The sequence below is a fragment of the Salmonella sp. FC25216 genome, assembly GCF_057751355.1.
In genome coordinates this window covers 199,307-224,076 of sequence record NZ_JBDGON010000003.1, presented here as the reverse complement: position 1 = coordinate 224,076, position 24,770 = coordinate 199,307, and the positions used below count along the sequence as shown (strand labels likewise).

Genomic DNA, 24,770 nt, shown 5'->3' with positions numbered 1-24,770 from the left:
ATGCTGAGAAATGCTAAGGTTTTGCGTACCGGGTTATGTCAAGGTTTGTTAAGGTTAAAGGCGCAAATTTCGGTTGATGCTTCCTAAGATTTCCTAAGGTCTTGGCGTGAAATGCGGATGCAGATTCCCCATTAGACCACCATCGCGTGATTGAGATATCTGCGCTGGTGGTCATCATGAACGTTGTAATTTGCACCTAAGAATTCGGGAAAAGCAACGTATACGAGCGTAGGTAAACATGTGGCAAGTGATTCCGCAGCAAATGCGCAAATACAGGGAACGGTAAACCTTATAGAACTGACCAAAACACAAAAGGCGGCTGTAGCGAGGTTTGATCCGTCCGAGTTGCTCCGCACAAAAGAGTAGTTCTGTGGAATCCGCGCCGTTAGTAGCAAATCGGGTGATTATCGCCGGTGGTGATCATCCGATAATTTTCCGTAATGGGTGTAAATGCAGCCGGTTAATTAACAGTCAGTAACACACTCGTAATTGTTTGCTTTATCCCTGTAGATATTATGGTTATTAGGGAATGACCCCGTAAAACCATAAGGATTTTATATACATGGCTATTCCAGTTTATTTATGGCTGAAAGATGACGGCGGCGCAGATATTAAAGGTTCGGTTGACGTAAGAGATCGCGAAGGCAGTATCGAGGTCACCGGGTTGGCGCATCGTGTCGCGCTTCCTACCGACTCAGCGACAGGTAAACCTACAGGCACACGCGAGCATTCAACGTATGTTTTCCAGAAAGAAATCGACTCATCAAGCCCATATCTCTACAAAGCTGTAACCACGGGTCAAAAATTGAAATCTGCCGAATTTAAATTTTACAAAATCAATGACGCCGGACAGGAAGCAGAATATTTTAATACCAGCATGGAGAACGTGCGAATTACGTCAGTAGTGCCGGTAATGGCGGATACTAAATCCGAAGAAGGCGAAAAACATAACCATATGGAAATCGTCGAACTTCACTATGAGAAGGTCACATGGAAATATCTGGATGGTAACGTTATCCATTCTGATAGCTGGAATGACCGCCAGACGGCGTAAGGGGGAAAGCATGGCATGGATTTACCACCAAAGCACGGGTGAGCTGTGGCATAACGGCGTTCTTAAAGGCAAAGGATATTCCGGCGTACTGACCAACAAAAACAATCCCGATCGCCAGCAGGTGAAAGGGATGGGGCCATTACCGCGAGGGACATATCACATCGCAGGGCATAACAACTCAATCAGCCCAATGACCGTCATACTGGTACAAACATCTGGTGAGAGTTATGGGCGTTCATTATTCCGAATTCATGGTGAAAAGCGACCGCCAGCCATTCCTGGGTTTGCGTCAGAAGGTTGCATTATCATGGGGCCGGGGGGTCGTTCGCAGGTGATTATGTCTCACGACAGAACGCTTGAGGTGGTGCGATGAAAAAAATGGTTCTCTTACTGGTGCTATGTACCACCAGCGTGGCCTGTCTGGCAGCAGGGAGCGACTGGAGTGATTTTATCAAAAGAGTCGAGAGAGCCGACCCGCAGACCATTCAGTCATTGCCAGAGTCAGTGAATAAAATCGGTGATTCTCTTAACGGTGATCGCGCCACTGAACTGGCTACCGCAGCCAGCTTTGCGTTGCTAAAAGACCCGGTAAGTGTCCTCAACGCCACGGCAGAGATCGGCAAAAGTCAGGATGAGCTGATACAGCGTTTTGATTCGATGATGATCTGCAGCCTGCCGATGATGAATGGCTACACCAGAGCCGCTATCGAAAAATATTACGCACAGGCCGTAACTGTACTCCAAAATGCCGGGAAGCCGGCAATTGAGTGTCTGAACAATATGCGCGATACAATGGATGAACTACGGGCGGATGGCCCGGATGGTAAAGGTGATGATGAGAAGCTCAACACATTACCGGATGTGGGATAGCTGATCTGATGGAGAATATCCTGCCAGCATTCATCACTGGCGGGATATTGTGGGATCTACGAAGACCGAATAGGCGCATAGGGGCGGGTAAATTTCTACAGTCCCTATTCTGTGTGACAGCCCACTTCATCGTATTTTTATACACGCGAAATTAAAAAATTCATCTGCGCAAAAAGCCGAAAATCATTGCGCAAAATATCACTGCGCAGAACTAAGAAAACAGGCCTGTAAGTCTTGCCAGCTCTGGGTTTCATATTGCGCAAAACTCTGCGCATCCTGATCCGCAAAGATCCGCCCCAGCCGAAAACTGCGCAGAAAAAAGTTGCGCAGACGATACACAAAAAAGTACGCAATCTGGTACGCAGTTTGGTACGCAGATAATACGCAAAATCCGCGTACCGCTTGGCTTAATCGCTGGTGTGCCGTGGGGCTGATATATAGATTTATATAGGTTTCCACGTAATACGATGCTGAGAAATGCTAAGGTTTTGCGTACCGGGTTATGTTAAGGTTAAAGGCGCAAATTTCGGTTGATGCTCCCTAAGATTTCCTAAGGTCTTGGCGTGAAATGCGGATGCTGATTCCCCATTAGACCACCATCGCGTGATTGAGATATCTGCGCTGGTGGTCATCATGAGCGTTGTAATTTGCACCTAAGTTATGGATGCCCTTGATAGGGTAAACAAGTTCAAGCGACAGCTACGTGTGTATAGAAATGTGTATAGAATTAAAGTCCTAACTCAAAGAGTCCTGGTATTTACAGGGCCTATCGGAGTTTGTACGGCTCCCTTCGCCTATCTACTGACGTCTACTAAGCCCACGAATTTACAGCAATTTTGCCTTTCTGAACGTCTGTTGTTGCTTATGTAACCCCCATTCTGGTTAACAATCTTTTTTCATCAGTGGCCATCCAGGCAGTAACCGAGCTTCAGGACGGGATAAGATTTACCACTCAACGACCTGTTATCGACCCTTTAGTCCCCCTGCCTTTGATGATGAGTTGAACATATCAAGAGCAGGGTATTATATAAATGTATGTATACGTCTATTCGCTTTACGTCTGAAATCAGTCGGAAACCCGTTCAAGAGGCGTGCTGAACGTATGTCCTTCCATATCTATCAGTACCAGCGTTACCGGACCGTTCGGTAATCTATCGCTACCTCTTTTTATAACACCAGCAGGAAGGGTGAGCGTGGCGGCTGATCCGACAATAGCCTGTATGCCGTAGTGACCAGGAGCGAATTTGTTGTAGGCATAATCGTTCCGGAAGCTATCAGGCGGTAATGCCGACAGCATGGCGGTGTCCCAGTGAATAAGCGTTGCGCCATCGGCATCTTTCAGCCATGCCTCCATGATATGCTCAGGTGCTTCAGGCGTTCCTGCATCCAGGTAAGCATGAACCTGAACGCGGCCATCAGGGAACAATTTTCCTTCAGTCAGGCGGACATGATGTGTGGTAGGGCTAACAGGGCCATGATGATATGGCGTGACCACTGAGCCACGATAGTAACTGTAAGTCCCTACATCAAAAACCACCACTAAAGCTAACAGCCATAGCGCCAGTTTTTTATAACCGACCGGGGTTAGCGGCACAGGAAGTGAACCACAACACCACCGGAAAATCCGACTGTCAGCCAAATGGGGCTTTCTCTTCAGGATAACGTTGTCCAGGGCATAGCTGTGTGACCCGCAAAGAAACAATGTGGTTCCCATCGCCAGATTACAGGCAGCCATTGTCCATTCATCAATACAGGTTGCCCCTTGCCAGCCAAACATCAGCATTAGCAATACGGAGAAAAACATCGACAACAGCGCTGAAATACGGGTGAACAGACCTATCATTAGAAACAGCCCGGCGATGAGTTCAGCAGCGCTGAAAAGTATTACGCCGGCATACAGCAGCCAGAAATGCTGGAGCATAAATGAAATTACATGCTCCAGCCCCATAAGAGCACCGGGCATTGCCGTCTGAAACTTGTAGGCCATCCAGTGGGGTGCATCCGGGTTAAGTTTATCCGGCGCATAAATAAAACGTCGGCTCCCACCCCCCCAGTAAATAAATCCCTGGATAATTCTGACCGCCAGTAATCCCAGGCCTGCCAGCAGATAAACATCTGTCACAGGTTTTGCGGGATTAACGTGTGTAGCTGAACTCATAATTATTATCCCCTGTCGTTATATCGTTATGCCAAAAAGGCATATGAGTAAAAATAAAACAATTAACACACAAATGGTTAACAATATTGTTGCTTTATGTAACGGTTGTTAAGAATATTTATCGTTACGTTCTGGGCATTTTAAACAGGAATGGCACCAGGCTAATGACGACTTATGAAAACCATCTCAGTGGAAACCCTTGCCGGAAGGGTTTGGTGGGTTTTCAAACGTATTGCATACATTTTCAGACCCTTGCTTAATGGTGATTTGCATCACATTTTTAGTTGGCGGTATTTTTTTATGTTGACTGGAGCTGTCTGCCAACAGCATAACTTTTACAGCCAGAGAATAAATAAAAGAGCACCAAAATGTCGTATTCTGACATGTTTGCGAAGGGAGTACCGCTCCCTTCTTTTTTTGTTTCCTGAATACTCACTAAACAATGCCGTTACTGCCAGATAACTGCCGCATACCGCTCTCCATAGTCGTTTCCTGCAACTAATTCACAGGCGTTGATTCACCTGGCTGACATGGCTTCTTGCCCGTTATATATCAGTGAACATCTATTTTTGTCAGTTTTTATTTTCCAGTTTATGTATTATTAAATACTGTTTCTGGCCTGGATTTATTTTCATGAATCAAGCCTCCGGGTGGGCAGAGATAAAGATATTTACTGGCGTAACAGATCTCATAATTTAAAAGACTTATTCATACTTTGTTATCACGGAACGATTTTAACTTAATGCATGCCTGTGAGGCATCAGGTAAAAATAACCGGAGAGAAGAAGATGAACAAAATGCTATTAGCCGGAAGTACCGGTATTGTTCTGCTGTCTGCTGCAGCCAGTCCGGTATGGGCAGACGATAATGCCAGTACATTTTCACTCGGATACGCCCAGTCCCATACTAATCACGCCGGAACGCTGCGTGGGGTACGGCTGGCAAACAACTATGAAATGTCACCGGACTGGGGACTGACAACCTCATTTTCCTGGCTAAATGGAAGTCAGCGCTATTCCGATGAAAGCAGTAATGGTCGTGTAACAACCCGTTATTACTCTCTGCTTGCAGGTCCCTCATGGAAAATAAATAACCAGTTAAGCCTGTATAGTCAGGTGGGCCCCGTATTATTGCATCAGCGTGATCATGGGATAAATGAGTCTGACAGTAAGGTCGGATATGGTTATTCCGCAGGTGTGGCTTACACCCCAGTCAGTAATGTTGCGGTAACTCTGGGTTATGAAGGTGCAGATTTTGATGCTACCCATAACAGCGGAAGCCTTAATAGCAATGGTTTTAATCTTGGCGTGGGTTATCGGTTTTGAGCAGGATAATCCGATAAAAAATGTTAATTTGGGGAGATGATGGATTATGAAAAGCCATATTATTCCAGGAGTTGCGCTGATGTTGATCCTATTTTCAGGAAGTATTATGGCCGCAACAAATATGTCTGATAACGTTACCCTGAATAATGACAAGATATCCGGACAGGCCTGGCAGGCCATGCGTGATATCGGAATGTCGCGATTCGAACTGTTTAATGGTCGGACACAAAAGGCTGAACAACTGACTGCGCAAGCAGAAAAACTCCTGAACGATGACAGTACTGACTGGAATCTGTATGTAAAATCAGATAAAAAAGCACCAGTTGAAGGAGACCGCTATATTCGGATAAATTCATCGATTACGGTAGCAGAAGATTATCTCCCTGCCGGGCAGAAAAATGATGCTATTAATAAAGCAAACCAGAAAATGAAAGAAGGAGATAAAAAAGGCACTATAGAGGCTCTGAAACTTGCAGGTGTCAGTGTTATTGAAAATCAGGAACTCATTCCTCTTCAGCAAACTCGCAAGGATGTGACCACAGCGCTTTCCTTGATGAACGAAGGAAAATACTATCAGGCAGGTCTGATACTTAAATCAGCTCAGGATGGTGTAATTGTGGATTCTCAGTCTATTCAGGAGTCACCGACACCCCCCGTGCAGCATGATGCTGCACATTAATATCCCCCGGCCTGCTGTATATATTACAGTAGGCCGTATTATGCCTGACAGCTATTTGTAGCTGCTTATTGCTGCTCTTTGTTCAGGAAACAATTTCGACAATGTCTCGACAAACTACCAGACAAAGTATGTAACGGCTGAATAGCCAGAAATACTGTCAATGACCTCTTCCGTACTTGACCAGATATACAGTCTGGGCAGCAAGCAGAAATACATTAGGCTCATGAGAGCATTTCAATAGAGTTATGGATTTATTCTTTACGGTGACATTATTTTTAAATTTCTTCCGTGAAGTTCAGTAATGTCATGGTTCTGAAATTGTGATTAACATCACAAATTCAGGAAGATATCATTTCATTTATTATTTTTTAGTATTTCTACTTATGATGGTTCATAGTTATTTGTTAAGTTAATATTTTGGCATTAAATGTCTTTTGTTAATGAATTGTGTGGGTTTTTATTCTGCTAATGATTGCTTTTTTATGTGTGATTAGCATTATGTTTTGTAAATGTTCATTCCGGCAGAAAAGCAAAATATACATTTTTGATGACATATTACAAAATATTTCTTGCTCGCTGAGAATATCTGTCTGTCAGGTATTCATATGCTTATAATTACATTAAAAAGTATTTCTTTGATGATTATTCTTAAATTACGATCATAATCATCGATCGTATCGATCTATTTTTATTGTTTTAATTTTCATAAGAATTTTCTTACAACTGATCAGGCATTAGCTGAAATCAATATTTTTTCGATGAAAAGTTCAGGTGCTTCGTTTAACACCAGACGTTTATTATTTATACGAATCTTTTCTGAACGCTTTCATTAATACCCTCAGACTTGTTTTCAGTCTTTGCAAAATAATTCTCATTCAAAGGACATATTATCTATGCGTAATAAAATAATACTTGCCATGGCGGCTGCCGGTATGATGTATGGCGCTTCCGTATTCGCCGCCGATACTGCGCCTACATCAGGCCCGTTCGGCTCAGGTAAAATTATTTTCACCGGCACCATCACCAATTCACCCTGCGATATCGCACCGGGCGACGATGCTATTGCTGTGCAACTTGGGCAAATTTCTTATCGCCACCTGAAAGCTGTTGATGATGTTTCAGACTCAAAACCGTTCACTATTCATCTCCAGAACTGTGCATTTGATCCGGATGATGCAACTGCCAATAAAAACCCGATTGGCAAAATGTCTAAAGTCACCGTGTCCTTCTCCGGTAATGCGGACTCAGCCAATAAAGGATACGTCAATACCGGCAACGCACAGAACGTCGCAGTCCAGTTGCTGAAAAGCGACAACCATACAATTATCGCACCCAACACCGTGATGGGTGATGCCGACGCTCAGCAACTGCAAAATGGTAATAACGAACTTTCTTTCTTCGCCCGCGTTGTAGCGCTAACTACAGGTGTAACTCCGGGAACTATTGAGAGTTCTGTCACTTACACCCTGAAATACCTGTGATTTTACGCGGTAAATAACGACAGGGATAAGCCGTCCACGGAGGGGTTCGGACGGCTTTTATATCTGACCACGCCTGCGGGCTGTCTGTTACACGGACGACAACACGAAAGCGCCATGCCATGAAAATTACCCGGCTTGCCATTCTGATTACCCTGACATTTTCCGTCCTGAAGTCGCAGGCCACGGAGTTTAATGCCAGCCTGCTGGACAGCGGGAACCTGTCCAATGTGGACCTCACGGCCTTCAGCCGCGAGGGGTATGTGGCGCCCGGTAACTATATTCTCGATATCTGGCTCAATGACCAGACGGTACGGGAACAGTATCCGGTCAGGGTTGTACCGGCTGCCGGACGCGATGCGGCCGTCATCTGCGTGACAACCGATATGGTGGCCATGCTGGGTCTTAAGGATAAGATTATTCATAGCCTGAAACCCGTTACCGGTATCCCGGACGGGCAGTGCCTTGAGCTGCGCTCCGCTGACAGTCAGGTACGGTACAGCGCTGAAAAGCAGCGGCTGACCTTCATTATCCCCCAGGCCTGGATGCGCTATCAGGACCCGGACTGGGTCCCCCCTTCACGCTGGAGCGACGGCGTCACAGCCGGCCTGCTCGATTACAGCCTGATGGCCAGCCGCTACATGCCGCAGCAGGGGGAGACCTCTGACAGCTACAGCCTCTACGGCACCGCCGGGTTTAATCTCGGCCCGTGGCGGCTGCGCAGCGATTACCAGTACAGCCGCCTTGACAGCGGACATGGGGCATCGCAGTCCGATTTTTATCTGCCGCAGACGTATCTGTTCCGTGCTCTGCCCGCACTGCGTTCAAAACTGACGCTGGGACAGACGTACCTCAGTTCCGCTATTTTTGACTCCTTCCGCTTTGCCGGGCTCACTTTAGCCAGCGATGAGCGCATGCTGCCGCCTTCTCTGCAGGGGTATGCCCCGAAAATCAGCGGTATTGCGAACAGTAATGCGCAGGTCACCGTCAGCCAGAACGGCCGCATTCTGTACCAGACCCGGGTGTCGCCGGGGCCTTTTGAGCTTCCCGACCTGAGCCAGAATATCAGCGGCAACCTGGATGTGACGGTGCGCGAAAGCGACGGCAGCGTCCGGACCTGGCAGGTCAACACGGCCAGCGTCCCCTTTATGGCACGCCAGGGACAGGTTCGCTATAAGGTGGCCGGCGGACGTCCGCTGTACGGCGGGACGCATAACAACAGTACGGTCAGCCCTGACTTCCTGCTCGGGGAGGCCACCTGGGGAGCATTTAACAACACGTCGCTGTACGGCGGTCTCATTGCCTCCACCGGCGACTACCGGTCCGCTGCGCTCGGGATAGGCCAGAATATGGGGCTGCTGGGTGCCCTCTCCGCGGACGTCACCCGTTCAGATGCGCGGCTGCCGCACGGGCAGAAGCAGTCCGGTTACAGCTACCGTATCAACTATGCCAAAACGTTTGATAAAACCGGCAGCACCCTGGCGTTCGTCGGATACCGGTTCTCGGACCGCCATTTTCTGTCCATGCCGGAATACCTGCAACGCCGGGCCACCGACGGCGGCGATGCGTGGCATGAAAAACAGAGCTACACCGTGACTTACAGCCAGTCCGTTCCGGTACTCAACATGAGCGCGGCCCTCTCGGTAAGCCGGCTCAATTACTGGAATGCACAGTCCAACAATAACTACATGCTCAGCCTCAACAAAGTGTTCAGTCTCGGCGACCTTCAGGGGCTTTCGGCCTCGGTGTCATTTGCCCGTAACCAGTACACCGGCGGGGGCAGCCAGAACCAGGTCTACGCCACCATCAGTATCCCGTGGGGCGACAGTCGCCAGGTGAGCTACAGCGTGCAGAAGGATAACCGGGGCGGCCTGCAGCAGAACGTGAATTACAGCGATTTCCATAACCCGGACACCACATGGAACATCAGCGCCGGCCATAACCGTTATGACACCGGCAGCAACAGCAGCTTCAGCGGCAGTGTGCAGAGCCGTCTGCCGTGGGGCCAGGCGGCAGCGGACGCTACCCTGCAGCCCGGACAGTACCGCAGCCTGGGCCTGAGCTGGTACGGCTCGGTGACTGCCACCGCCCACGGTGCCGCTTTCAGCCAGTCGATGGCCGGGAATGAGCCCCGCATGATGATAGATACCGGAGACGTGGCCGGTGTGCCGGTGAACGGCAACAGCGGGGTGACCAACCGCTTCGGGGTGGGCGTGGTGAGCGCCGGCAGCAGCTACCGCCGCAGCGATATTTCGGTTGATGTGGCCTCCCTGCCGGAGGACGTGGACGTCAGCAGCTCCGTCATCAGCCAGGTGCTGACGGAAGGCGCGGTGGGCTACCGGAAGATTGACGCCAGCCAGGGGGAGCAGGTGCTCGGTCATATCCGGCTGGCGGACGGCGCCAGTCCGCCGTTTGGCTCCCTGGTGGTGTCCGGGAAAACCGGCAGAACCGCAGGGATGGTCGGGGATGACGGTCTGGCTTACCTGACCGGACTCAGCGGGGAAGACCGCCGGACCCTGAATGTGTCCTGGGATGGCCGGGTGCAGTGCAGGCTCACCCTGCCGGAAACGGTGACACTCAGCCGGGGGCCGCTGTTACTGCCCTGCAGATAAAAATATCCCTGTCACAGAGCAGGACTAAAGGAGAAAACAGGTGAAAAACAGCAGAATAAGCCGTGTGATTTTACTCGCACTGGCGGCAGCATGGAGCCAGTGCAGCCCGGCGGCCGTCAACGTCGACCGGACCCGTATTATCATGGATGCGCCGCAGAAAACGGTGGCCATCACGCTGAATAACGATGACAAAACCACGCCGTTCCTGGCGCAGTCCTGGGTGACGGATGCTGACGGGGTGAGAACGGATGCGCTGATGGCGCTGCCACCGCTGCAGCGTATTGATGCCGGACAGAAATCCCAGGTCCGTATCACCCAGGTTCGCGGGCTGACAGACAAGCTCCCTCAGGACAGGGAAACGCTGTTCTGGTTTAACGTGCGGGGCGTTCCCCCGAAGCCGGAAGACGACAACGTCCTGCAACTGGCCATGCAGAGCCAGTTGAAACTGTTTTACCGTCCGAAAGCCATTATCAGAAGCAGCAGTGACCAGCCGGAAAGAAAGCTGACTGCTGAACGGGAAGCGGGGCGCCTGACATTAAAAAATCCGACGCCGTACTACATCACTGTGGCGTGGCTGGGAGCAGACCGCAGCCACAGGCTCAGCGGTTTCCGCGAGGGCGTGATGGTGCCGCCCCTGGGGAGCCTGCCTTTAAAGGCTGTTCTGCCGGCAGAAACCCGGACGCTGTGGGTGGGGTATATTGATGATTACGGTGGACTGCAGATGAACCGCTACGCCTGTGATGCCCTGAACTGCGCGTTTAAGGACGCAGGGGCGACATCATGACAGAACGATTATTCAATATGAAATCACTGATACTGTCAGGTGTGTTTCTGTTTTTTGCTGTCAGTCATTCTGCACGGGCAAATATCGACTGGTCATATTGTAATGCCACTGGGAGTGTTAACATCCAGAATATTAATATTAAAGCAGGGCAATATAGCGCAGGTGATGAACTGCAGAAAATTAAAGACATTCCCTTCAGTTATACCTGCATCACTACAATTAAAACTTATTCAGAACCTTATAATGCCACTATCAGTCTTAAGAATGTGCAACCAATGGTGGATGCCCTGAAAAAGAGCGGTCTTGGTATTGAGCTGTTTATTCAGGAGGGTAGTCGAGATCCTGTTAATTTTTCATGGCGGGATATACAGGCAGGTTTTGCCGGCTGGGCCAGCTCAAAGATATTTGGTCAAGAGTTGGAACAGAATAAAACATATAATCTGAGTGGAAAACTTACTGTACGTATTTATGTTGAACAAAGTTTTAAATATAGTTTTTTGAACATAAACATTCCGGCAAGTACATTTGATATTCTTCCCTATAAACCATCAACCGTACCGCCACCATCTAAACCGTATACACCTTTGTCGGTTTCCGCCTTTAATATCAGAATGATTCCTGACAACTCAGGCACGGTTATTATTTCTCCTTCTGCTACCATCAATATGGGGCGTTTTTATACGGAATATAAGGAAACCATGGTGCCCAGGGAAGTACCTTTCACCGTTACAGCACAACAGAATGTCGGAACGCAGATCCCGTTCGTCGCCCCACTGGCTATAGAGTTCAGGACCAACGGTCTGACACTGGCAGATGCTGACAGCACCGTGATTCTTAAGAATAATAAACAAGAAAACAATGGCTTCGGACTGTCGGTAATTGATGTGGATAATGACACACCAGTTAAATTTAATATGAAAGCAGATATGGGACCTATCCATCTTGATAACGGTGCCGGTGGCAGAATTATAAAGCACTACAAAGCAAAAGTAGAAGCCATACCAGGAGCGGAAATTAAAACAGGTGATTTTTCGGCAGCAATGACAGTTATTGTTACTTACAATTAACAGGATTAAATGCCATTTACTGATAGTTAATTAAAAATAGATATGGATTTATCTTTATGATTATTTTTTTTGCTTCTCGGTCTTTTTCACAAAAAAACGGAGAGTCTGCATGTCTTCTGATAAAAAAACAAAAGAAAAGATAGTTTTTTCAGGTAACGATATTCATTATCCCGGACAGACCAACCATGATGCCTGCTTTATTCCGGAAAGTGTCCGCCAGTATGCCGGCGAGCCCCTGTATATCATCGTGGCACACTGGTGTCTGTTGCAGCAGAACTGGGTGCAGCGTAACCAGATATCAGAGGCGTTTCACATCACGGCCAGACGGGCCAGCTACCTGATTGCCTACCTGCGAAGCAAAACATCACGGGTGGTCAGCGTCTGCCGTCACCAGACCCTGCCCAATAAAGCCCTGCGCTATGAAATTTATGTTTTCCGGGTTCTTGACAGCCCCACCCCGTCCACGCGCCGTGAAAAGGCCGGACCGCCGCCGGTATCAAAACGCCGGGTCGGTAACGGTGACAGGTCGATGGCAAATGAACTGTGGAACCGGCTGTGCAGTAACAGAAATGCGGGAAAAATCCTGAAAAGGAAAGTGAATGATGGCGACGACGTATAACCGGTCAGTCACGCCCCGGCAGGTTATTATTCTCGGTGACTGCTGGCCGGTGACGACCGCTGTGGCACATCTGGTCCGGACATTTCTGCCGGGCAGCGACTGTGAAAGCACATATAGGCTGCCAGCGCTGTTGCAGCAACTGCGCCGGAAACCGGAGGCCATACTGATACTGTGTTTGCGTCCCCGTGAACATCTCTTTTTGTTCTATGCCCTGAGGCAGGTGCTGCCGGAGCACCCGGTGATGGTCATCAGCGATGAGCTGCTTTTCAGTGACCGGGTGGTACTGAAGGTGTACGGGGGTATCCCGGCGCTGCCGGAGCAGGCGCTGGAGGAGATACTTATCCGGGTGCGGCGGGGTGAACAGTGGTCCGGGGGGGCACGTCTGCGGGTGACGGGAGCACTGGAGGGGTTTCTGTTATCACCGACCCCGGTGACGGGTTTTCCGGAGGTGCCACCGATATTTAACAGTCCGAAGCGGCTGATGAACTGTATGGACCATCTGATGCACCGGGAGATACTGGCATGTGGAGTGAGCCTGGCCCAGTTACGTTTGCTTCAGGAAGTTTACCGTGGACGGGGAAGGTTATCAGCGCTATGTGGGAGGCTGAATACGCAGGAGAAGCAAATCTGGCAGGACAAATACCGGTTACTGGTGAAGCTGGGAATGCGGAACCGGTTACGGGAACTGCTGTTTGGTACCCGGTTTTGTAAATCACTGCAGCGAACTCCGTTTATTGCTCCGCAGTAACCCCCGCATCCGGCGACCACATCACAATAGCCCCGACAGGCCGAATATCTGGCACGAAGATGACAAAAATGTAATGGAATTTTCAGGCTGAAAACATTAACTATAAGGTCTATATAACAGGAGTGGATAAGATGAAAAAAAGGGTCAGCGCATTGATATTAGGTGGTTTTTTTGTGGCTGGAGTCACGTCCGCTGCCACAATGAGTATTCCGATAAATGAAGCCCTGCCTTCAGGAAGCGGAAAGGCGCTCGGGGAGATTACCGTAACAGAAACACCTTATGGTTTACTGTTTCAGCCACATTTGTCTGGTCTTGTTGCCGGGATACATGGTTTCCATGTGCATACTCACCCAAGCTGTTTGCCGGGGCTTGAAAATGGTAAAGAAGTCCCTGCGTTGCAGGCGGGCGGGCATCTCGATCCGGGAAAAACAGGCAAGCACATGGGGCCTTACAATGATAAAGGACACCTGGGAGATTTACCTGGTCTGGTGGTGAATGCCGATGGAACCGCAACTTATGAACTGCTGGCTCCCCGCTTGAAATCTCTGTCGGAACTGAAGGGGCATTCTCTGATGATCCATGCTGGCGGGGATAATTACTCTGATAACCCAGCTAAACTTGGTGGAGGAGGGGCGCGTTTTGCCTGTGGTGTAGTAGAATAAACGACAGAAAACCATTCAGGCGGAGCACTGAATGTATGGCCTTTCATAACAGTATGATGAGTAAAAATGCTTCTGGAATGAAACTCGAAGCGATAGCTTCCCGGTACAGTAGATGCCCACTGTACCGGGTTAGCCAGATATTTATTCGAGGTAACGTGTCTGGTGGGGGCCCGTATTATGCGGCGGGGCGGGCAGCATGCCGCCCCGTGTAGCATCTCAGAACGACCATGACATGCCTACCGTCGCCCGCCAGGGGGATTGTACTCCGGCCCCATCCCCGTAACCGGCGCTCAGATGCCCTGTCAGATTATCCGTAATTTTGGCATGTACCCCAGTCTGAAATACACCTCTCATGCCGGACAGATCATTATTAAAACGGTCCCTGTTATTGATAGTCACCTGATTATTATTAGCCAACTCCTGTCGTGCAGAAATTTTCAGCCATGGCTGTAGTTCACCCCCATTGCTCAGTATCAGGCGATAATCCATACCCAGGCCAGCCTCTGCTCTTAGCATACGCGTAGTATCCACGTCAGCCTGCATACCATTAGAAAGGGCATATTTCCGGGCGCTGCCCGTAAAACCGGTAAATGCCATATATGGTGTCGCACTCCAGTTATTGTTGCTTAATCGTATCCCGCTTTCCAGGTGAGCCCCAATGCCCCAGGTACGATAATCACCATCCGCAGCGCCTCCGTTATTCATTCGCCCCTTAACGTTATTGTCGAAAAGATTGGCCTTCGCGATGCTATCCAGATAAAAACCGCTTTCGTGCTGTAATCCAGCGTAAGCGCCGAAGGAATAGCTGTCCACGTAACCTTCGCCACCGCGCGAAAAGCCAATATTCGAGTGTGAATAGCTGAAAAATGCCCCCAGCGTACCCGAACTCTTTTCATACTGTGAAAGGCGATCAATGCCCATGATCAGACCGCCAAGCGTTTGCTTAAACTCGGCTCCCGCAGAGGTGGAGACGTTATTCCGGGTATTGTACTGCGTCATCCATAATGGGTCGTCACGCCCGGCCATTTTTCTGGCTTGCAAACGCTCCCGTACACTTTCCAGTTCAGCATCAAATACCAGCGGCTGTACTGCTGCCATATTTAAAACCGCTGCAGTTGATGCCGAAATACGCCGTTTTATATTCTCAGCCGGTAATTCTGGCTGCGGCAGCGGGTCAGGCTGCGGCGCCGGGTCAGGCTGCGGCGCGGGGTCTGGCTGCGGCGCGGGGTCAGGCTGTGGCACCGGGTCTGGCTGTGGCGCCGGGTCAGGCTGCGGCGCGGGGTCAGGCTGCGGCGCCGGGTCTGGCTGCGGCACCGGGTCAGGCTGCGGCACCGGGTCAGGCTGCGGCAGCGGGTCTGGCTGTGGCAGCGGGTCTGGCTGTGGGGCTGGTCTCAGATCCGGGCTGAGTAACCAGCTTCCGCTATTATTTTCTTTCAGTCTGTATTCCCATGTGCCCAGTTCAACGAGCCCTCCTTTATTTCCGAGGGTGAAAACAGCATCACCTCCTCCTGTTTTGACCAGCAACAGGCTGTCATCTGAAGTCGGACTGACTCCGGAGTCCTGAACAAACAACCGAAACGAACCTGTCGCATTTCCGGTTATGTTCAAAAGATCTCCTTTACCACTGGCCACCTCTGTGTGCATATAAAAATCGCCATTACCGGACAGACTGGATAAATTCAGTGTATTCCAGCCTGTGGAGGCACCCGGAGGGGTGTTATAAAGCGCAACACTGCCTCCTGACAGGGCCAGGCTGTTCAGAGTGTACAGACAGTTTGTGGTACACGCGCCAGCATTGTTTAACTGCAGGCTGGCATCATTACTCACCGTCATATCTGCGCCGGATGAGTCCGCGCCGTAACTTAAAACAATCCGTCCTTTGTCCGAAATGGTGATGTCTCCTGTAATAACAGGCTTCATGTTGTTCCTTGCAGGTTCAAGGTAGAGCCCGGCATCCTGACCTGATACGTCCACATTATTTACCGTTCCGCTATATACATACACGGCTCCTCCGTGAGTAACAGTGGTATCAGTGGCTACAGAATTATCAAATACGGTCAGGCGCCCACCATTATTAATGACGGTACCGGAAATTAAGGTGTTCCCGCGTATATTCTGAGAACCGTTATTAATAGTGGTATCAGTGATATTTCCATTTAATACTTCGAAATGCCCACCATTATTCACAACGGTGTTTTTAATAACGGTTGATAAGTTCGCAGCATCAAGGCGTCCGCCATTAATGACGGTATTCGATACAGATCCGCCATGTGCGTATAGCTCCCCGTAGTGATTGATGGTTGTGTCCGTGACAGAACCGCCAGTCACATTCTGGGTGCCCCCATCATTAATAATCGTGTTTGTGACAGAACCGCCAGTCACATTCTGGGTGCCCCCATCATTAATGATCGTGTTTGTGACAGAACCGCCAGTCACATTCTGGGTACCCCCATCATTAATGATCGAGTCCGTGACAGAACCGCCCTCCACATTCTGAATACCTCCATTGTTAATAGTGGTATCACTGGCTTTGCCTCCAGACTGAATATATTGCTGTCCGGACTCGATTATCGTATTTTTAGCAATGCCGGATACATATTGAACTCCACTATTACTTAATGTTGTATTTATTGCCTGCCCTGAACCATAAACAGACTGATATCCACCTTTAATAAGAGTGCCTTCTACCAATCCTGATATTTTTTGCTCGCCGGAAATGGTTGTATTTAATGTAAAACCATCGACATACTGAATTCCACCTGTATGGATAATGGATGACTCATCTGTCGCGTTTTTATTTACCTCCATAATACCACCAGACTCAATATTTATACCATTACTTCTGGCACCATTATCGAGAGTAAGCCGACCGGATGACACAACCGTAGTGTCTGTAACAGAGTCGCCGTTGGTCAATATTTGATGATAGTCTATGATGTTGTGATTGTAATCCGCGGCAAATACTGCTGTGTGGTAATACAGAGCACTGGAGATAAAACCAAAAAAATTTAATTTCACAAGTTCTAAAGCCTTATTTATGACGAATGTCTTGCTAAAAAATATTACTAATGTACGAAAATCAGTAATAATAAAAGGTTATACTTGGCATAATACGAAATGGAGGTAAACTCTAAATTACTATGTGTATCAAAACATCTCCTCTATGCTGATAAATTCATATGGTTATGTTTTTAGAGTGAAATTTACAAAGCGTATTAACCATACCAGAAAAAACTATTTTGCATAAAATTATCCTGAATCATTAAGCGCTATGAAATAAAAAATGATGAAAAATACGATGAGTAATAGTTTTGTAACCCGTTAGTCATATACCAGGTCATAAACCAAACCGTCAGCATACCGGTAAAGCTAGTAAATCCTTCGAAACTGAAGCCGTTTGTATTCATTGATTATTCCATTAGTTTCGTTATAGGGTGCAGCAGAGAACGCATCTGTAGTCTTACACCGTGTTTCTTCGAAACGGTCGCGACCATTTCAGATAGCAGGTCGCTCACATATCATGTAATTACATTATTATTGTTAAGGTTTATTTTTTTAGTTGTCATTTTTATGATGAAGACTACTCACATGATGACAAAAGGTTTAATTATATATTCCCTGAGCTAAAGTTTTCTCTAACATAGACTTGAACTGCTAGTTAATCTACTGGGATAAAATAATCACATATAAACTCTGGATCATCATCATAGAAATTGATTGTATAATGAAAGAGTTCTATATCTGCGCCACTCCGTCGGTGTAGTTTTGTTTTTGGTAAAATATTCATATAAATATAGTGGCTAAATTTTGAATAATCGCTCCACTTGCCATTAAATACAAATTTAATATAACGTCCGCCTTCTATGTAGAAAGTATCATGTTTTGCAGATTTTTTCTCTACTTCGACACCCGATAACATAGTAATATCAATAACATCACGAATAGCTGAATATCGATTTCTCGGTGGTAAAAAATTTGACGCAATAACAATGTCAGTTTTATATAATTCGGAATAATACCGTATTTTCTTTAGTCTATTTCTTTTTGATTCTAATGTTGGAGTACGCAAAAATTTTTGCTGATAGAAACATTCGTCGCCACTAACATATATTCCGGAACGCTCGATTATACAGCTATCAACGTGCCAGCAGTTATCAAAATTAATAGCTGATACGAGGAAAGATAAATCCCATGAGGGTAAATTTCTGTACTCTGTCGGGGTCATATTAAATGTACGCTTAAATGCCCTGCCAAAGTTTTGTGCGCCGCCAAAATGAACTCGGTGGGCAATTTCAATAACGCTGAGTTTTGTCAAGCGTAGAAGTGTTGCCGCCCGGCACATTTTTCTCTGCCGCATATAAGTCCCGACCGGTAAACCAAATTCCTTTTTAAACATTAGTTGGACCGCTCTGCGACTGTATCCGGTATAATTAACTAAATCATCAATTGTTTTATCCTCTTCAATGTGATCCTCAATCCATCTTACAAAATGCTGCACTATTTTTTTTTCATAGCTCATCTCCCGTTGACGCCTGCCATATTAGCGGAAAAATCTTATACAGTATGCTCATTTTGTGCAAAAAGCCGGAGACAGGTTGCTCTGACTGTAGAAACACACGCATTAACACGCAAATTCTTACTGCTCGGGTTATAGGGGCAGTATGATGAAGTTGAAAGGTCAGAAACGATACTGCCCCAGCGACTGAAAACCCAGCGGGGGGAGCTCCTTTTTAGGTTGATAAAAATGGGTATCGATCTTTCTTTCGCTTTTTCCCGCCCCCGTTAACATCGACGATGCAACACACGGGTTAATCCCAAATACGTAAACTGATGCTATCTGCATGTCCGGGAAAATGACCCGGCAAGATCGAAGGTAAACAGCAATCCGCAGGAGCGACGCGAAAAGACGCCAGAATAATGATAAGACCTGAGCAGAAGCGTTACGTATTTACTGCATAATCCCGGTATAGCCATGAAACCCCATATACAGACCGACCAGACCAATCAGAACGCTCGAAAAATAGGGGGCCCGCCGGGCGAGCGTCGTAAAACCACTCCAGCGCTTTGCTGCCTGTTGAACGCTTATCGCCGCGCCAACGCCTACCGTCACCAGCGTTAATGCCAGGCCAAGACTAAAGCACAGCACCATCGTGGCGCCCAGCGTAAACGCGTTAAGCTGGATACAAATCAGTAAAACAGTGATCGCAGCCGGACAGGGGATAAGCCCTCCGGTCAGGCCGAACAGCAGGATCTGTCCATTTGTCACTTTTTGACCATGAAAACGGCGTTGAATATCGGCAGCATGGGCGCGTTCATGGGCATCCTGATACGCTTTTGACATTGCGCCTTCCGGATGTATGTGACCATGATGGTCGTGGTCGTGGTCGTGGTCGTGGTCGTGGTCGTGGTCGTGGTCGTGGTCGTGGTCATGGTGATTTCCCGCCAGCCACTGCTGCTCGCCTCGCCATGTCCGCCAGAACATCCAGCACGCGGTGCTCAGAATAATGATCGCGGAAATCAACTGCAGCCATGGTTCCACTGATTCAGCGGTGAAGGCCCGGCTAAGATACATCCCACCCAGCGCGATTAACCAGACGATCCCTGTGTGAGAAAGCGTTGCCGCCAGGCCGAGCATAACTGCCTGTTTAACCGTGCCTTTTATGGCAATGATAAAGGCCGCCATCATGGTTTTGGAATGCCCGGGTTCAAGCCCATGCAAAATGCCTAATAAAATGGCGCTGGGAATGAAGAACCAGCCGTTTCCTTGCTGAAGAAGTGTTGAAAATTCACCCATGAGAATGATTCTTAGTTGTTTTATGTGGTCGTTATTCTACTCCCCCCCAGTATGTAATACTACCCCCCAGTAGCATCGTAATGCTATAATTTGTATTTATTAATGTTAATAAGGTGTAGTAATGTCACATACCATCCGGGACAAACAAAAGCTTAAAGCCAGAACCAGCAAGATTCAGGGGCAGGTGATAGCGCTAAAAAAAATGCTGGATGAACCGCATGAATGCGCGGCTGTTTTACAGCAGATCGCTGCGATTCGCGGTGCGGTAAATGGGTTAATGCGCGAGGTGATTAAAGGGCATCTGACCGAGCATATCGTCCATCAGGGGGATGAAGCCAGACGTGAAGAAGATCTGGACGTAATATTAAAGGTGCTGGATTCTTATATAAAATAGCCGGGAGTCATATCCCGGCTATCTTCTCCTTTAGCCGAAAAACATCACCGATACGCAAAGTAAACCGACTACCAACGTAATGAAATTACCTACTGAACGATAGGGTTTTAATGCCGGTATCAGGTACGTTGACAATGTGGGCATAATAAATAGGATCATCGCAATGAGCGGGCCGCTAATGGCATAAATCATTGAAATGGCGTTCGGGTTAATACAGCAAATAATAAACGTAATCCCGGAAACCAGCATGATAGACAGTGCGCGATTGAACGCCCTGCTTTTTTTCACGCCGACCTGCTGTAAGGTGGTTCTTACCATTTCGGTTGCGCCCTCAATGACGCCGAAATAGGTGCCGAGGAAAGATTTCGACATGGCCACGACGGCAACGATAATACCGGAAATAGAGAGCCAGGCCGGCGCATTGGGCATCATCGAGAGCGCGGAAAGGATGGTAACACCTTCGTTGCGAGCGTCTTCAATGTATGATGGCGGAATGGAGAGCAGGCAGCTAAAGACAAAGAACAGCACGCTCAGGCAGATAATCAGGTAGGCGACCTTCATGATCTTTTTGCATTTACCCATGGCCTGCTCGCCAAAATTTTCCCGTCTGTCGATGGCAAACGTCGAAATAATGGGCGTATGGCTAAAAGCAAAAACCATCACCGGAATAGAAATCCATACCTGGTGCAGCGTGTGACTATCAAAAGACATTTGCCCGGTCAGTAACGAGGGTTGCCAGCTTCCGGTTAAGTATAGCGAAAGAAACAAGAAGTAAGCGATAAGCGGAAAGACCAAAAAGCCCATTACGCGAATAGTGACATGTCTTCCCATTAAAAAAATCATATTCAGGATAAGTACTACGCCGAAGCTAACTAACATCCGGATGCGAATATCTATCTGAATATGCTTCGCTAATTGCTCTGTCAGGGAGTTGGTAATAGCCACAGCATAAATTAATACCACGACAAAAAACGCAATGAAATAAAGCGCGGTGATAATACTGCCGATTTTCTTGCCGTAATAATGAGTAACGGCACCAGTAATTCCCTCACTTGCAGAAGTCTTTGAAGAAAGAATAAACTGACACAGCGCCTTATGTGGCCAGTATGTTAGAGGCCAGGCGACCAGCGCGGTAATAAATAGCACGATTGCGCCTGCTGATCCCAACTGGATGGGAAGGAAAAGGGTGCCTGCGCCTACAGCCGTTCCGTATAATGCAAAACTCCAGAGAGTCTCATCTTTTGACCAAATTTTAGACATTATTTGAATTTATCAACTATAAAACACACAAAAAGAAGCGTAATTTACCATAAATAGCGTCAGTTGGGGGCGTTTTAAGCAGGTAGATGTCGCGGAGTAAGGGCGCCGGAACCGTTGCGATCCCGGCAAAAAAGAGCAATATCATGCACTAACGTGTTGTTGGCGGCGAGTCACTATTCGCTGGCGTAAAACATCATATGCCCAGTTGTACAGCATCGTGTACGGCAAAAAGAACAAGAAGAAACTAATTTCCAGAGTGAATGCCTGTAGCAGGCTGACGTTCAGTACCCAGGCGACGATACTCACGCCGATGACGATAAACCCGCTTTCAAACCCTAACGCATGGAACGCGCGGACTTTGGCGGTTCGTCTCACCCGGTGCGTCGGCCACAGCCGATCAAACAGAACGTTATAAATGATATTCCAGATCATGGCCGTCGTTGCCAGCAATATCGTCAGGCCGCCCATCTCCAGTACCGAGCGCTGCATTAGCCAGGCGGTAGCAGGCGCCAGTATCGCAGTCGCGATACCTTCAAAACAGACAGCATGGAAAATACGCTCCGGCAGCGAGCGACGTTGTATTGCGTCATGTTGCATAAACGAAAAAACCTTACTCTTCACCAGACTAAAAAAATTTCAGCTATTTTATCGTTTAATATGATACATAAAAGATAATATCCATCGATAAAGTAGATAGGTTATGCGTTATTCCCCTGAAGCATTAATGGCATTTGTTGAGACCGTCTCTTGCGGTTCGTTTTCTGCGGCGGCGCGCCGCTTGCGTAAAAGCCAGTCCACCATTAGTACCGCCATTGCGCATCTGGAGGCGGATCTGGGATTTTCATTATTTAATCGTTCATCGCGCCAGCCCGTTCTGACCGAAGAAGGAAAACGGGTACTTAGCTATGTTCAGGCTATTTTATCGGCGAGCGACCGTCTGGATGAGGTGGCGCTGGCGTTATCCGGCGAGACGGAGGCGAGACTCACGTTCGTTCTCTCTGATACCCTGCATCCAGACAGCCTGGAAGAGTTAATGGCGCAGTTTGATCGTCAATTCCCGCATACCGGCTTTGAATGCTTGATCGGAGAAAATGATGATGTCATCGACCTGTTGCAAAAAGGGCGCGCCCAGATAGGACTGATTGAAGCGCGTGATGACTATCCCACAGACATTGGCGCGACGCGTCTGCCTGTTCAAAGCTGGATGGGGGTTTATGTGGCGACCACCCATCCGTTGGCATTACAGACGAACCTACAATGGGAGCAACTGCATACCTGGCGCGAGCTGCGTCTGAATACCTACCTTGAATCTAACACCAACATTACGCGCGGCCCGGCCTGGTCAGCGCCAAACTATTTATTACTGTTGAGCATGGCGGCTCAGGGATTTGGCTGGTGTGTGTTGCCCTGTGCGCTGGTGGAGGAGTTTGCGGCGGAAAAACCGCTGACGCAACTGGATGTTCCTGGCTGGCCGAGGGCGATTGCTATTGATTTGCTATGGAACAAGAAGACGCCGCCCGGAACGGCGGGGAACTGGCTTCGCTATCATCTGCAGCAGAAATAAGCTACGCCACCGTCAAATTAGCGTCATTTCCTTTGTGATAAAACTCACCTTTTTTAAACAATCAAGATAACTAATTTTAACAATGCTCTACTATGGCGGTGTCATTTTGCGCTGAGGTGGTAATGAAAGAGGTTGTGATCGTGGGGGCCTTACGGACACCCATCGGCTGTTTTCAGGGAACGCTGGCCCGTCATTCCGCCGTCGAGTTGGGGAGCATGGTCGTAAAAGCGTTAATTGAGCGCACCGGCGTGGACGCTAATGCTATCGATGAGGTCATCCTCGGTCAGGTGCTGACGGCTGGCGCCGGGCAGAATCCGGCACGCCAGTCAGCCATCAAAGGAGGACTGCCTACTACCGTTTCCGCTATTACCATTAATGACGTTTGTGGTTCCGGTTTAAAAGCGTTGCACCTGGCGACGCAGGCTATTCAGTGCGGCGAAGCGGACATTGTTATCGCGGGCGGGCAGGAGAATATGAGCCGTGCGCCGCATGTCCTCAATGACAGCCGTACTGGCGCGCTGCCTGATGCCGACAATCTGGTGGATAGTCTGGTACATGATGGTTTATGGGATGCCTTCAACGATTATCACATTGGCGTGACGGCAGAAAACCTGGCGCGGGAATATGGCATCAGCCGTGAATTACAGGATGCTTATGCGCTCAGCTCGCAGCAAAAGGCCAGGGCCGCGATTAATACCGGACGTTTTAAAGATGAGATTGTCCCCATCGTCACGCAACGTAACGGGCAGGCTATGATTGTCGATACGGATGAACAACCGCGGGCCGATGCCAGCGCGGAAGGGTTAGCCCTGCTGCATCCGGCGTTTGATAGCCTGGGTTCGGTGACGGCGGGTAATGCCTCCTCAATCAACGATGGTGCCGCTGCGGTGATGATGATGAGCGAGACGAAAGCCCTGGCGCTGGGGCTGCCGGTGCTGGCGCGCATCCGCGCGTTTGCCAGCGTCGGCGTCGATCCTGCGCTAATGGGGATTGCGCCGGTATATGCTACCCGACGCTGTCTGGAGCGTGCCGGCTGGCAACTGGCGGAGGTCGATCTTATCGAAGCCAACGAAGCGTTTGCCGCTCAGGCGCTGTCGGTAGGAAAAATGCTGGAATGGGATGAGCGACGGGTAAACGTTAACGGAGGCGCGATTGCGCTGGGGCATCCTATTGGCGCTTCCGGTTGTCGAATTCTGGTTTCACTGGTGCATGAAATGGTTAAACGCGACGCGCGAAAAGGCCTGGCGACGCTTTGTATAGGCGGTGGTCAGGGGGTCGCTTTGACTATTGAACGCGACTGATCCTGCGTTAGCCATCCTTTTCCTTCTTCAGTACTCCTGTCATAAAAAAGCCCTCCATCAAGAGGGCAAAGCCAGTTACAGAAACGCCTATTTCGTTGTAGCGCAGAACGTCTTGCCGCGGACGTTACAGACACGTATCACCTTTAGTTCATTTCGCACATCAGACCCATTTCTCAAACAAGCGCTAATTTTTATCTGAGTCACCTCATACAGCGTCTGACACGCAGGTCTGAAAATCAGAGAAGGGCGTAAGTTTTAGCGCCGATCGTGATCGCTACGGCAGTTTCAAAAATAACCAACTGCAAAAATGAAACGATGTTTTATTTATTGTTGAAAACCTTTATCCAGGCGACTATGATGCCGTTAAATAAATCAAAACGATGTTTTGATTTTATGTCGTC

The 24,770-nt window shown here is 48.5% G+C and carries 21 protein-coding genes; 15 read left to right on the top strand and 6 right to left on the bottom strand.

Features of this window, described 5'->3' with window-relative positions; all coding sequences use genetic code 11:
- Nucleotides 1-562: 562 nt before the first annotated feature.
- From AC3G3F_RS07265 to AC3G3F_RS07255, 3 genes are read left to right on the top strand one after another with little or no spacing between them, the layout of a single operon-like run.
- The gene (locus AC3G3F_RS07265) at nucleotides 563-1,054 is read left to right on the top strand and encodes an Hcp family type VI secretion system effector (RefSeq protein ID WP_053528707.1); all 492 of its coding nucleotides are present in this window, start codon (nucleotides 563-565) and stop codon (nucleotides 1,052-1,054) included.
- Between the two features lie 10 nt (nucleotides 1,055-1,064).
- Entirely contained in the window at nucleotides 1,065-1,427 is a 363-nt protein-coding gene (locus AC3G3F_RS07260) for a tlde1 domain-containing protein (protein ID WP_070804252.1), read from the top strand.
- Nucleotides 1,424-1,924, top strand: coding sequence for a hypothetical protein (locus AC3G3F_RS07255; protein WP_053528705.1), 501 nt, complete (start codon nucleotides 1,424-1,426; stop codon nucleotides 1,922-1,924). Before AC3G3F_RS07260 ends, AC3G3F_RS07255 begins: the two co-directional genes overlap by 4 nt.
- 1,066 nt (nucleotides 1,925-2,990) lie before the next feature.
- On the opposite strand, the gene AC3G3F_RS07250 is transcribed toward AC3G3F_RS07255, so the two are convergent.
- The gene (locus AC3G3F_RS07250; protein ID WP_023249216.1) at nucleotides 2,991-4,082 is read right to left on the bottom strand and encodes a TQO small subunit DoxD; all 1,092 of its coding nucleotides are present in this window, start codon (nucleotides 4,080-4,082) and stop codon (nucleotides 2,991-2,993) included.
- 788 nt (nucleotides 4,083-4,870) lie between these two features.
- Here AC3G3F_RS07250 and AC3G3F_RS07245 point away from each other — a divergent pair.
- The 9 genes from AC3G3F_RS07245 (at nucleotide 4,871) to sodC (ending at nucleotide 14,056) form a co-directional block, all read left to right on the top strand.
- Nucleotides 4,871-5,407, top strand: coding sequence for an STM3031 family outer membrane protein (locus AC3G3F_RS07245; RefSeq protein ID WP_023249217.1), 537 nt, complete (start codon nucleotides 4,871-4,873; stop codon nucleotides 5,405-5,407).
- A 46-nt stretch (nucleotides 5,408-5,453) separates the two neighbouring features.
- A complete protein-coding gene (locus AC3G3F_RS07240) occupies nucleotides 5,454-6,086 on the top strand; it encodes a YfdX family protein (protein WP_070804254.1) in 633 nt (210 codons plus the stop codon).
- A gap of 893 nt (nucleotides 6,087-6,979) precedes the next feature.
- Nucleotides 6,980-7,567, top strand: a complete 588-nt coding sequence (locus AC3G3F_RS07235; protein WP_079813677.1) for a fimbrial protein — start codon at nucleotides 6,980-6,982, stop codon at nucleotides 7,565-7,567.
- Between the two features lie 119 nt (nucleotides 7,568-7,686).
- Nucleotides 7,687-10,176, top strand: coding sequence for a fimbrial outer membrane usher protein StdB (gene stdB, locus AC3G3F_RS07230; protein ID WP_488394721.1), 2,490 nt, complete (start codon nucleotides 7,687-7,689; stop codon nucleotides 10,174-10,176).
- 40 nt (nucleotides 10,177-10,216) lie between these two features.
- Entirely contained in the window at nucleotides 10,217-10,960 is a 744-nt protein-coding gene (stdC, locus tag AC3G3F_RS07225; RefSeq protein WP_023249221.1) for a fimbrial biogenesis chaperone StdC, read from the top strand.
- Entirely contained in the window at nucleotides 10,957-12,027 is a 1,071-nt protein-coding gene (locus AC3G3F_RS07220) for a fimbrial protein (protein ID WP_488394719.1), read from the top strand. Before stdC ends, AC3G3F_RS07220 begins: the two co-directional genes overlap by 4 nt.
- Before the next feature lie 109 nt (nucleotides 12,028-12,136).
- A complete protein-coding gene (locus AC3G3F_RS07215) occupies nucleotides 12,137-12,646 on the top strand; it encodes a CaiF/GrlA family transcriptional regulator (RefSeq protein ID WP_053510926.1) in 510 nt (169 codons plus the stop codon).
- Complete coding sequence (locus AC3G3F_RS07210) at nucleotides 12,630-13,394, top strand: transcriptional regulator (RefSeq protein ID WP_488394827.1); 765 nt, start codon at nucleotides 12,630-12,632, stop codon at nucleotides 13,392-13,394. The genes AC3G3F_RS07215 and AC3G3F_RS07210 overlap by 17 nt, the downstream gene beginning before the upstream one ends.
- A 131-nt stretch (nucleotides 13,395-13,525) precedes the next feature.
- A complete protein-coding gene (gene sodC, locus AC3G3F_RS07205; protein ID WP_488394717.1) occupies nucleotides 13,526-14,056 on the top strand; it encodes a superoxide dismutase [Cu-Zn] SodC in 531 nt (176 codons plus the stop codon).
- Between the two features lie 216 nt (nucleotides 14,057-14,272).
- Here sodC and AC3G3F_RS07200 read toward each other — a convergent pair whose 3' ends face one another.
- From AC3G3F_RS07200 to AC3G3F_RS07190, 3 genes are all read right to left on the bottom strand, one after another.
- Entirely contained in the window at nucleotides 14,273-17,074 is a 2,802-nt protein-coding gene (locus AC3G3F_RS07200; RefSeq protein ID WP_488394715.1) for an autotransporter outer membrane beta-barrel domain-containing protein, read from the bottom strand.
- Between the two features lie 640 nt (nucleotides 17,075-17,714).
- Nucleotides 17,715-18,575, bottom strand: a complete 861-nt coding sequence (locus AC3G3F_RS07195; RefSeq protein ID WP_088733717.1) for a helix-turn-helix domain-containing protein — start codon at nucleotides 18,573-18,575, stop codon at nucleotides 17,715-17,717.
- Nucleotides 18,576-19,004: 429 nt separating this feature from the next.
- Nucleotides 19,005-19,850, bottom strand: coding sequence for a nickel/cobalt efflux protein RcnA (locus AC3G3F_RS07190; protein WP_070794838.1), 846 nt, complete (start codon nucleotides 19,848-19,850; stop codon nucleotides 19,005-19,007).
- A gap of 121 nt (nucleotides 19,851-19,971) precedes the next feature.
- Between AC3G3F_RS07190 and rcnR the strand changes: the two genes are divergently transcribed.
- Complete coding sequence (gene rcnR / locus AC3G3F_RS07185; RefSeq protein WP_000019952.1) at nucleotides 19,972-20,244, top strand: Ni(II)/Co(II)-binding transcriptional repressor RcnR; 273 nt, start codon at nucleotides 19,972-19,974, stop codon at nucleotides 20,242-20,244.
- Nucleotides 20,245-20,274: 30 nt separating this feature from the next.
- On the opposite strand, the gene AC3G3F_RS07180 is transcribed toward rcnR, so the two are convergent.
- A complete protein-coding gene (locus tag AC3G3F_RS07180) occupies nucleotides 20,275-21,504 on the bottom strand; it encodes an amino acid permease (protein WP_079796096.1) in 1,230 nt (409 codons plus the stop codon).
- A gap of 141 nt (nucleotides 21,505-21,645) precedes the next feature.
- Nucleotides 21,646-22,101, bottom strand: coding sequence for a multidrug/biocide efflux PACE transporter (locus AC3G3F_RS07175; RefSeq protein ID WP_023249231.1), 456 nt, complete (start codon nucleotides 22,099-22,101; stop codon nucleotides 21,646-21,648).
- 103 nt (nucleotides 22,102-22,204) lie between these two features.
- On the opposite strand from AC3G3F_RS07175, the gene AC3G3F_RS07170 reads away from it, so the two are divergent.
- Both AC3G3F_RS07170 and AC3G3F_RS07165 read left to right on the top strand, forming a co-directional pair.
- Nucleotides 22,205-23,068 (top strand): LysR family transcriptional regulator, encoded by an 864-nt coding sequence (locus AC3G3F_RS07170; RefSeq protein ID WP_053510917.1) that lies wholly within the window; start codon nucleotides 22,205-22,207, stop codon nucleotides 23,066-23,068.
- 122 nt (nucleotides 23,069-23,190) lie between these two features.
- Complete coding sequence (locus AC3G3F_RS07165; protein WP_053510914.1) at nucleotides 23,191-24,369, top strand: acetyl-CoA C-acetyltransferase; 1,179 nt, start codon at nucleotides 23,191-23,193, stop codon at nucleotides 24,367-24,369.
- The last annotated feature ends 401 nt before the right edge of the window (nucleotides 24,370-24,770 follow it).

Bases quoted from the DNA above. Each gene is read 5' to 3' on its own strand.
- sodC (WP_488394717.1), top strand. From the start codon at position 13,526: ATGAAAAAAAGGGTCAGCGCATTGATATTAGGTGGTTTTTTTGTGGCT.
- AC3G3F_RS07210 (WP_488394827.1), top strand. From the start codon at position 12,630: ATGGCGACGACGTATAACCGGTCAGTCACGCCCCGGCAGGTTATTATT.
- AC3G3F_RS07190 (WP_070794838.1), bottom strand. From the start codon at position 19,850: ATGGGTGAATTTTCAACACTTCTTCAGCAAGGAAACGGCTGGTTCTTC.
- AC3G3F_RS07250 (WP_023249216.1), bottom strand. From the start codon at position 4,082: ATGAGTTCAGCTACACACGTTAATCCCGCAAAACCTGTGACAGATGTT.
- AC3G3F_RS07265 (WP_053528707.1), top strand. From the start codon at position 563: ATGGCTATTCCAGTTTATTTATGGCTGAAAGATGACGGCGGCGCAGAT.
- AC3G3F_RS07220 (WP_488394719.1), top strand. From the start codon at position 10,957: ATGACAGAACGATTATTCAATATGAAATCACTGATACTGTCAGGTGTG.
- AC3G3F_RS07175 (WP_023249231.1), bottom strand. From the start codon at position 22,101: ATGCAACATGACGCAATACAACGTCGCTCGCTGCCGGAGCGTATTTTC.
- AC3G3F_RS07255 (WP_053528705.1), top strand. From the start codon at position 1,424: ATGAAAAAAATGGTTCTCTTACTGGTGCTATGTACCACCAGCGTGGCC.
- AC3G3F_RS07215 (WP_053510926.1), top strand. From the start codon at position 12,137: ATGTCTTCTGATAAAAAAACAAAAGAAAAGATAGTTTTTTCAGGTAAC.
- AC3G3F_RS07245 (WP_023249217.1), top strand. From the start codon at position 4,871: ATGAACAAAATGCTATTAGCCGGAAGTACCGGTATTGTTCTGCTGTCT.
- AC3G3F_RS07260 (WP_070804252.1), top strand. From the start codon at position 1,065: ATGGCATGGATTTACCACCAAAGCACGGGTGAGCTGTGGCATAACGGC.
- rcnR (WP_000019952.1), top strand. From the start codon at position 19,972: ATGTCACATACCATCCGGGACAAACAAAAGCTTAAAGCCAGAACCAGC.
- AC3G3F_RS07165 (WP_053510914.1), top strand. From the start codon at position 23,191: ATGAAAGAGGTTGTGATCGTGGGGGCCTTACGGACACCCATCGGCTGT.
- AC3G3F_RS07180 (WP_079796096.1), bottom strand. From the start codon at position 21,504: ATGTCTAAAATTTGGTCAAAAGATGAGACTCTCTGGAGTTTTGCATTA.
- AC3G3F_RS07170 (WP_053510917.1), top strand. From the start codon at position 22,205: ATGCGTTATTCCCCTGAAGCATTAATGGCATTTGTTGAGACCGTCTCT.
- stdB (WP_488394721.1), top strand. From the start codon at position 7,687: ATGAAAATTACCCGGCTTGCCATTCTGATTACCCTGACATTTTCCGTC.
- AC3G3F_RS07195 (WP_088733717.1), bottom strand. From the start codon at position 18,575: ATGAGCTATGAAAAAAAAATAGTGCAGCATTTTGTAAGATGGATTGAG.
- AC3G3F_RS07240 (WP_070804254.1), top strand. From the start codon at position 5,454: ATGAAAAGCCATATTATTCCAGGAGTTGCGCTGATGTTGATCCTATTT.
- AC3G3F_RS07235 (WP_079813677.1), top strand. From the start codon at position 6,980: ATGCGTAATAAAATAATACTTGCCATGGCGGCTGCCGGTATGATGTAT.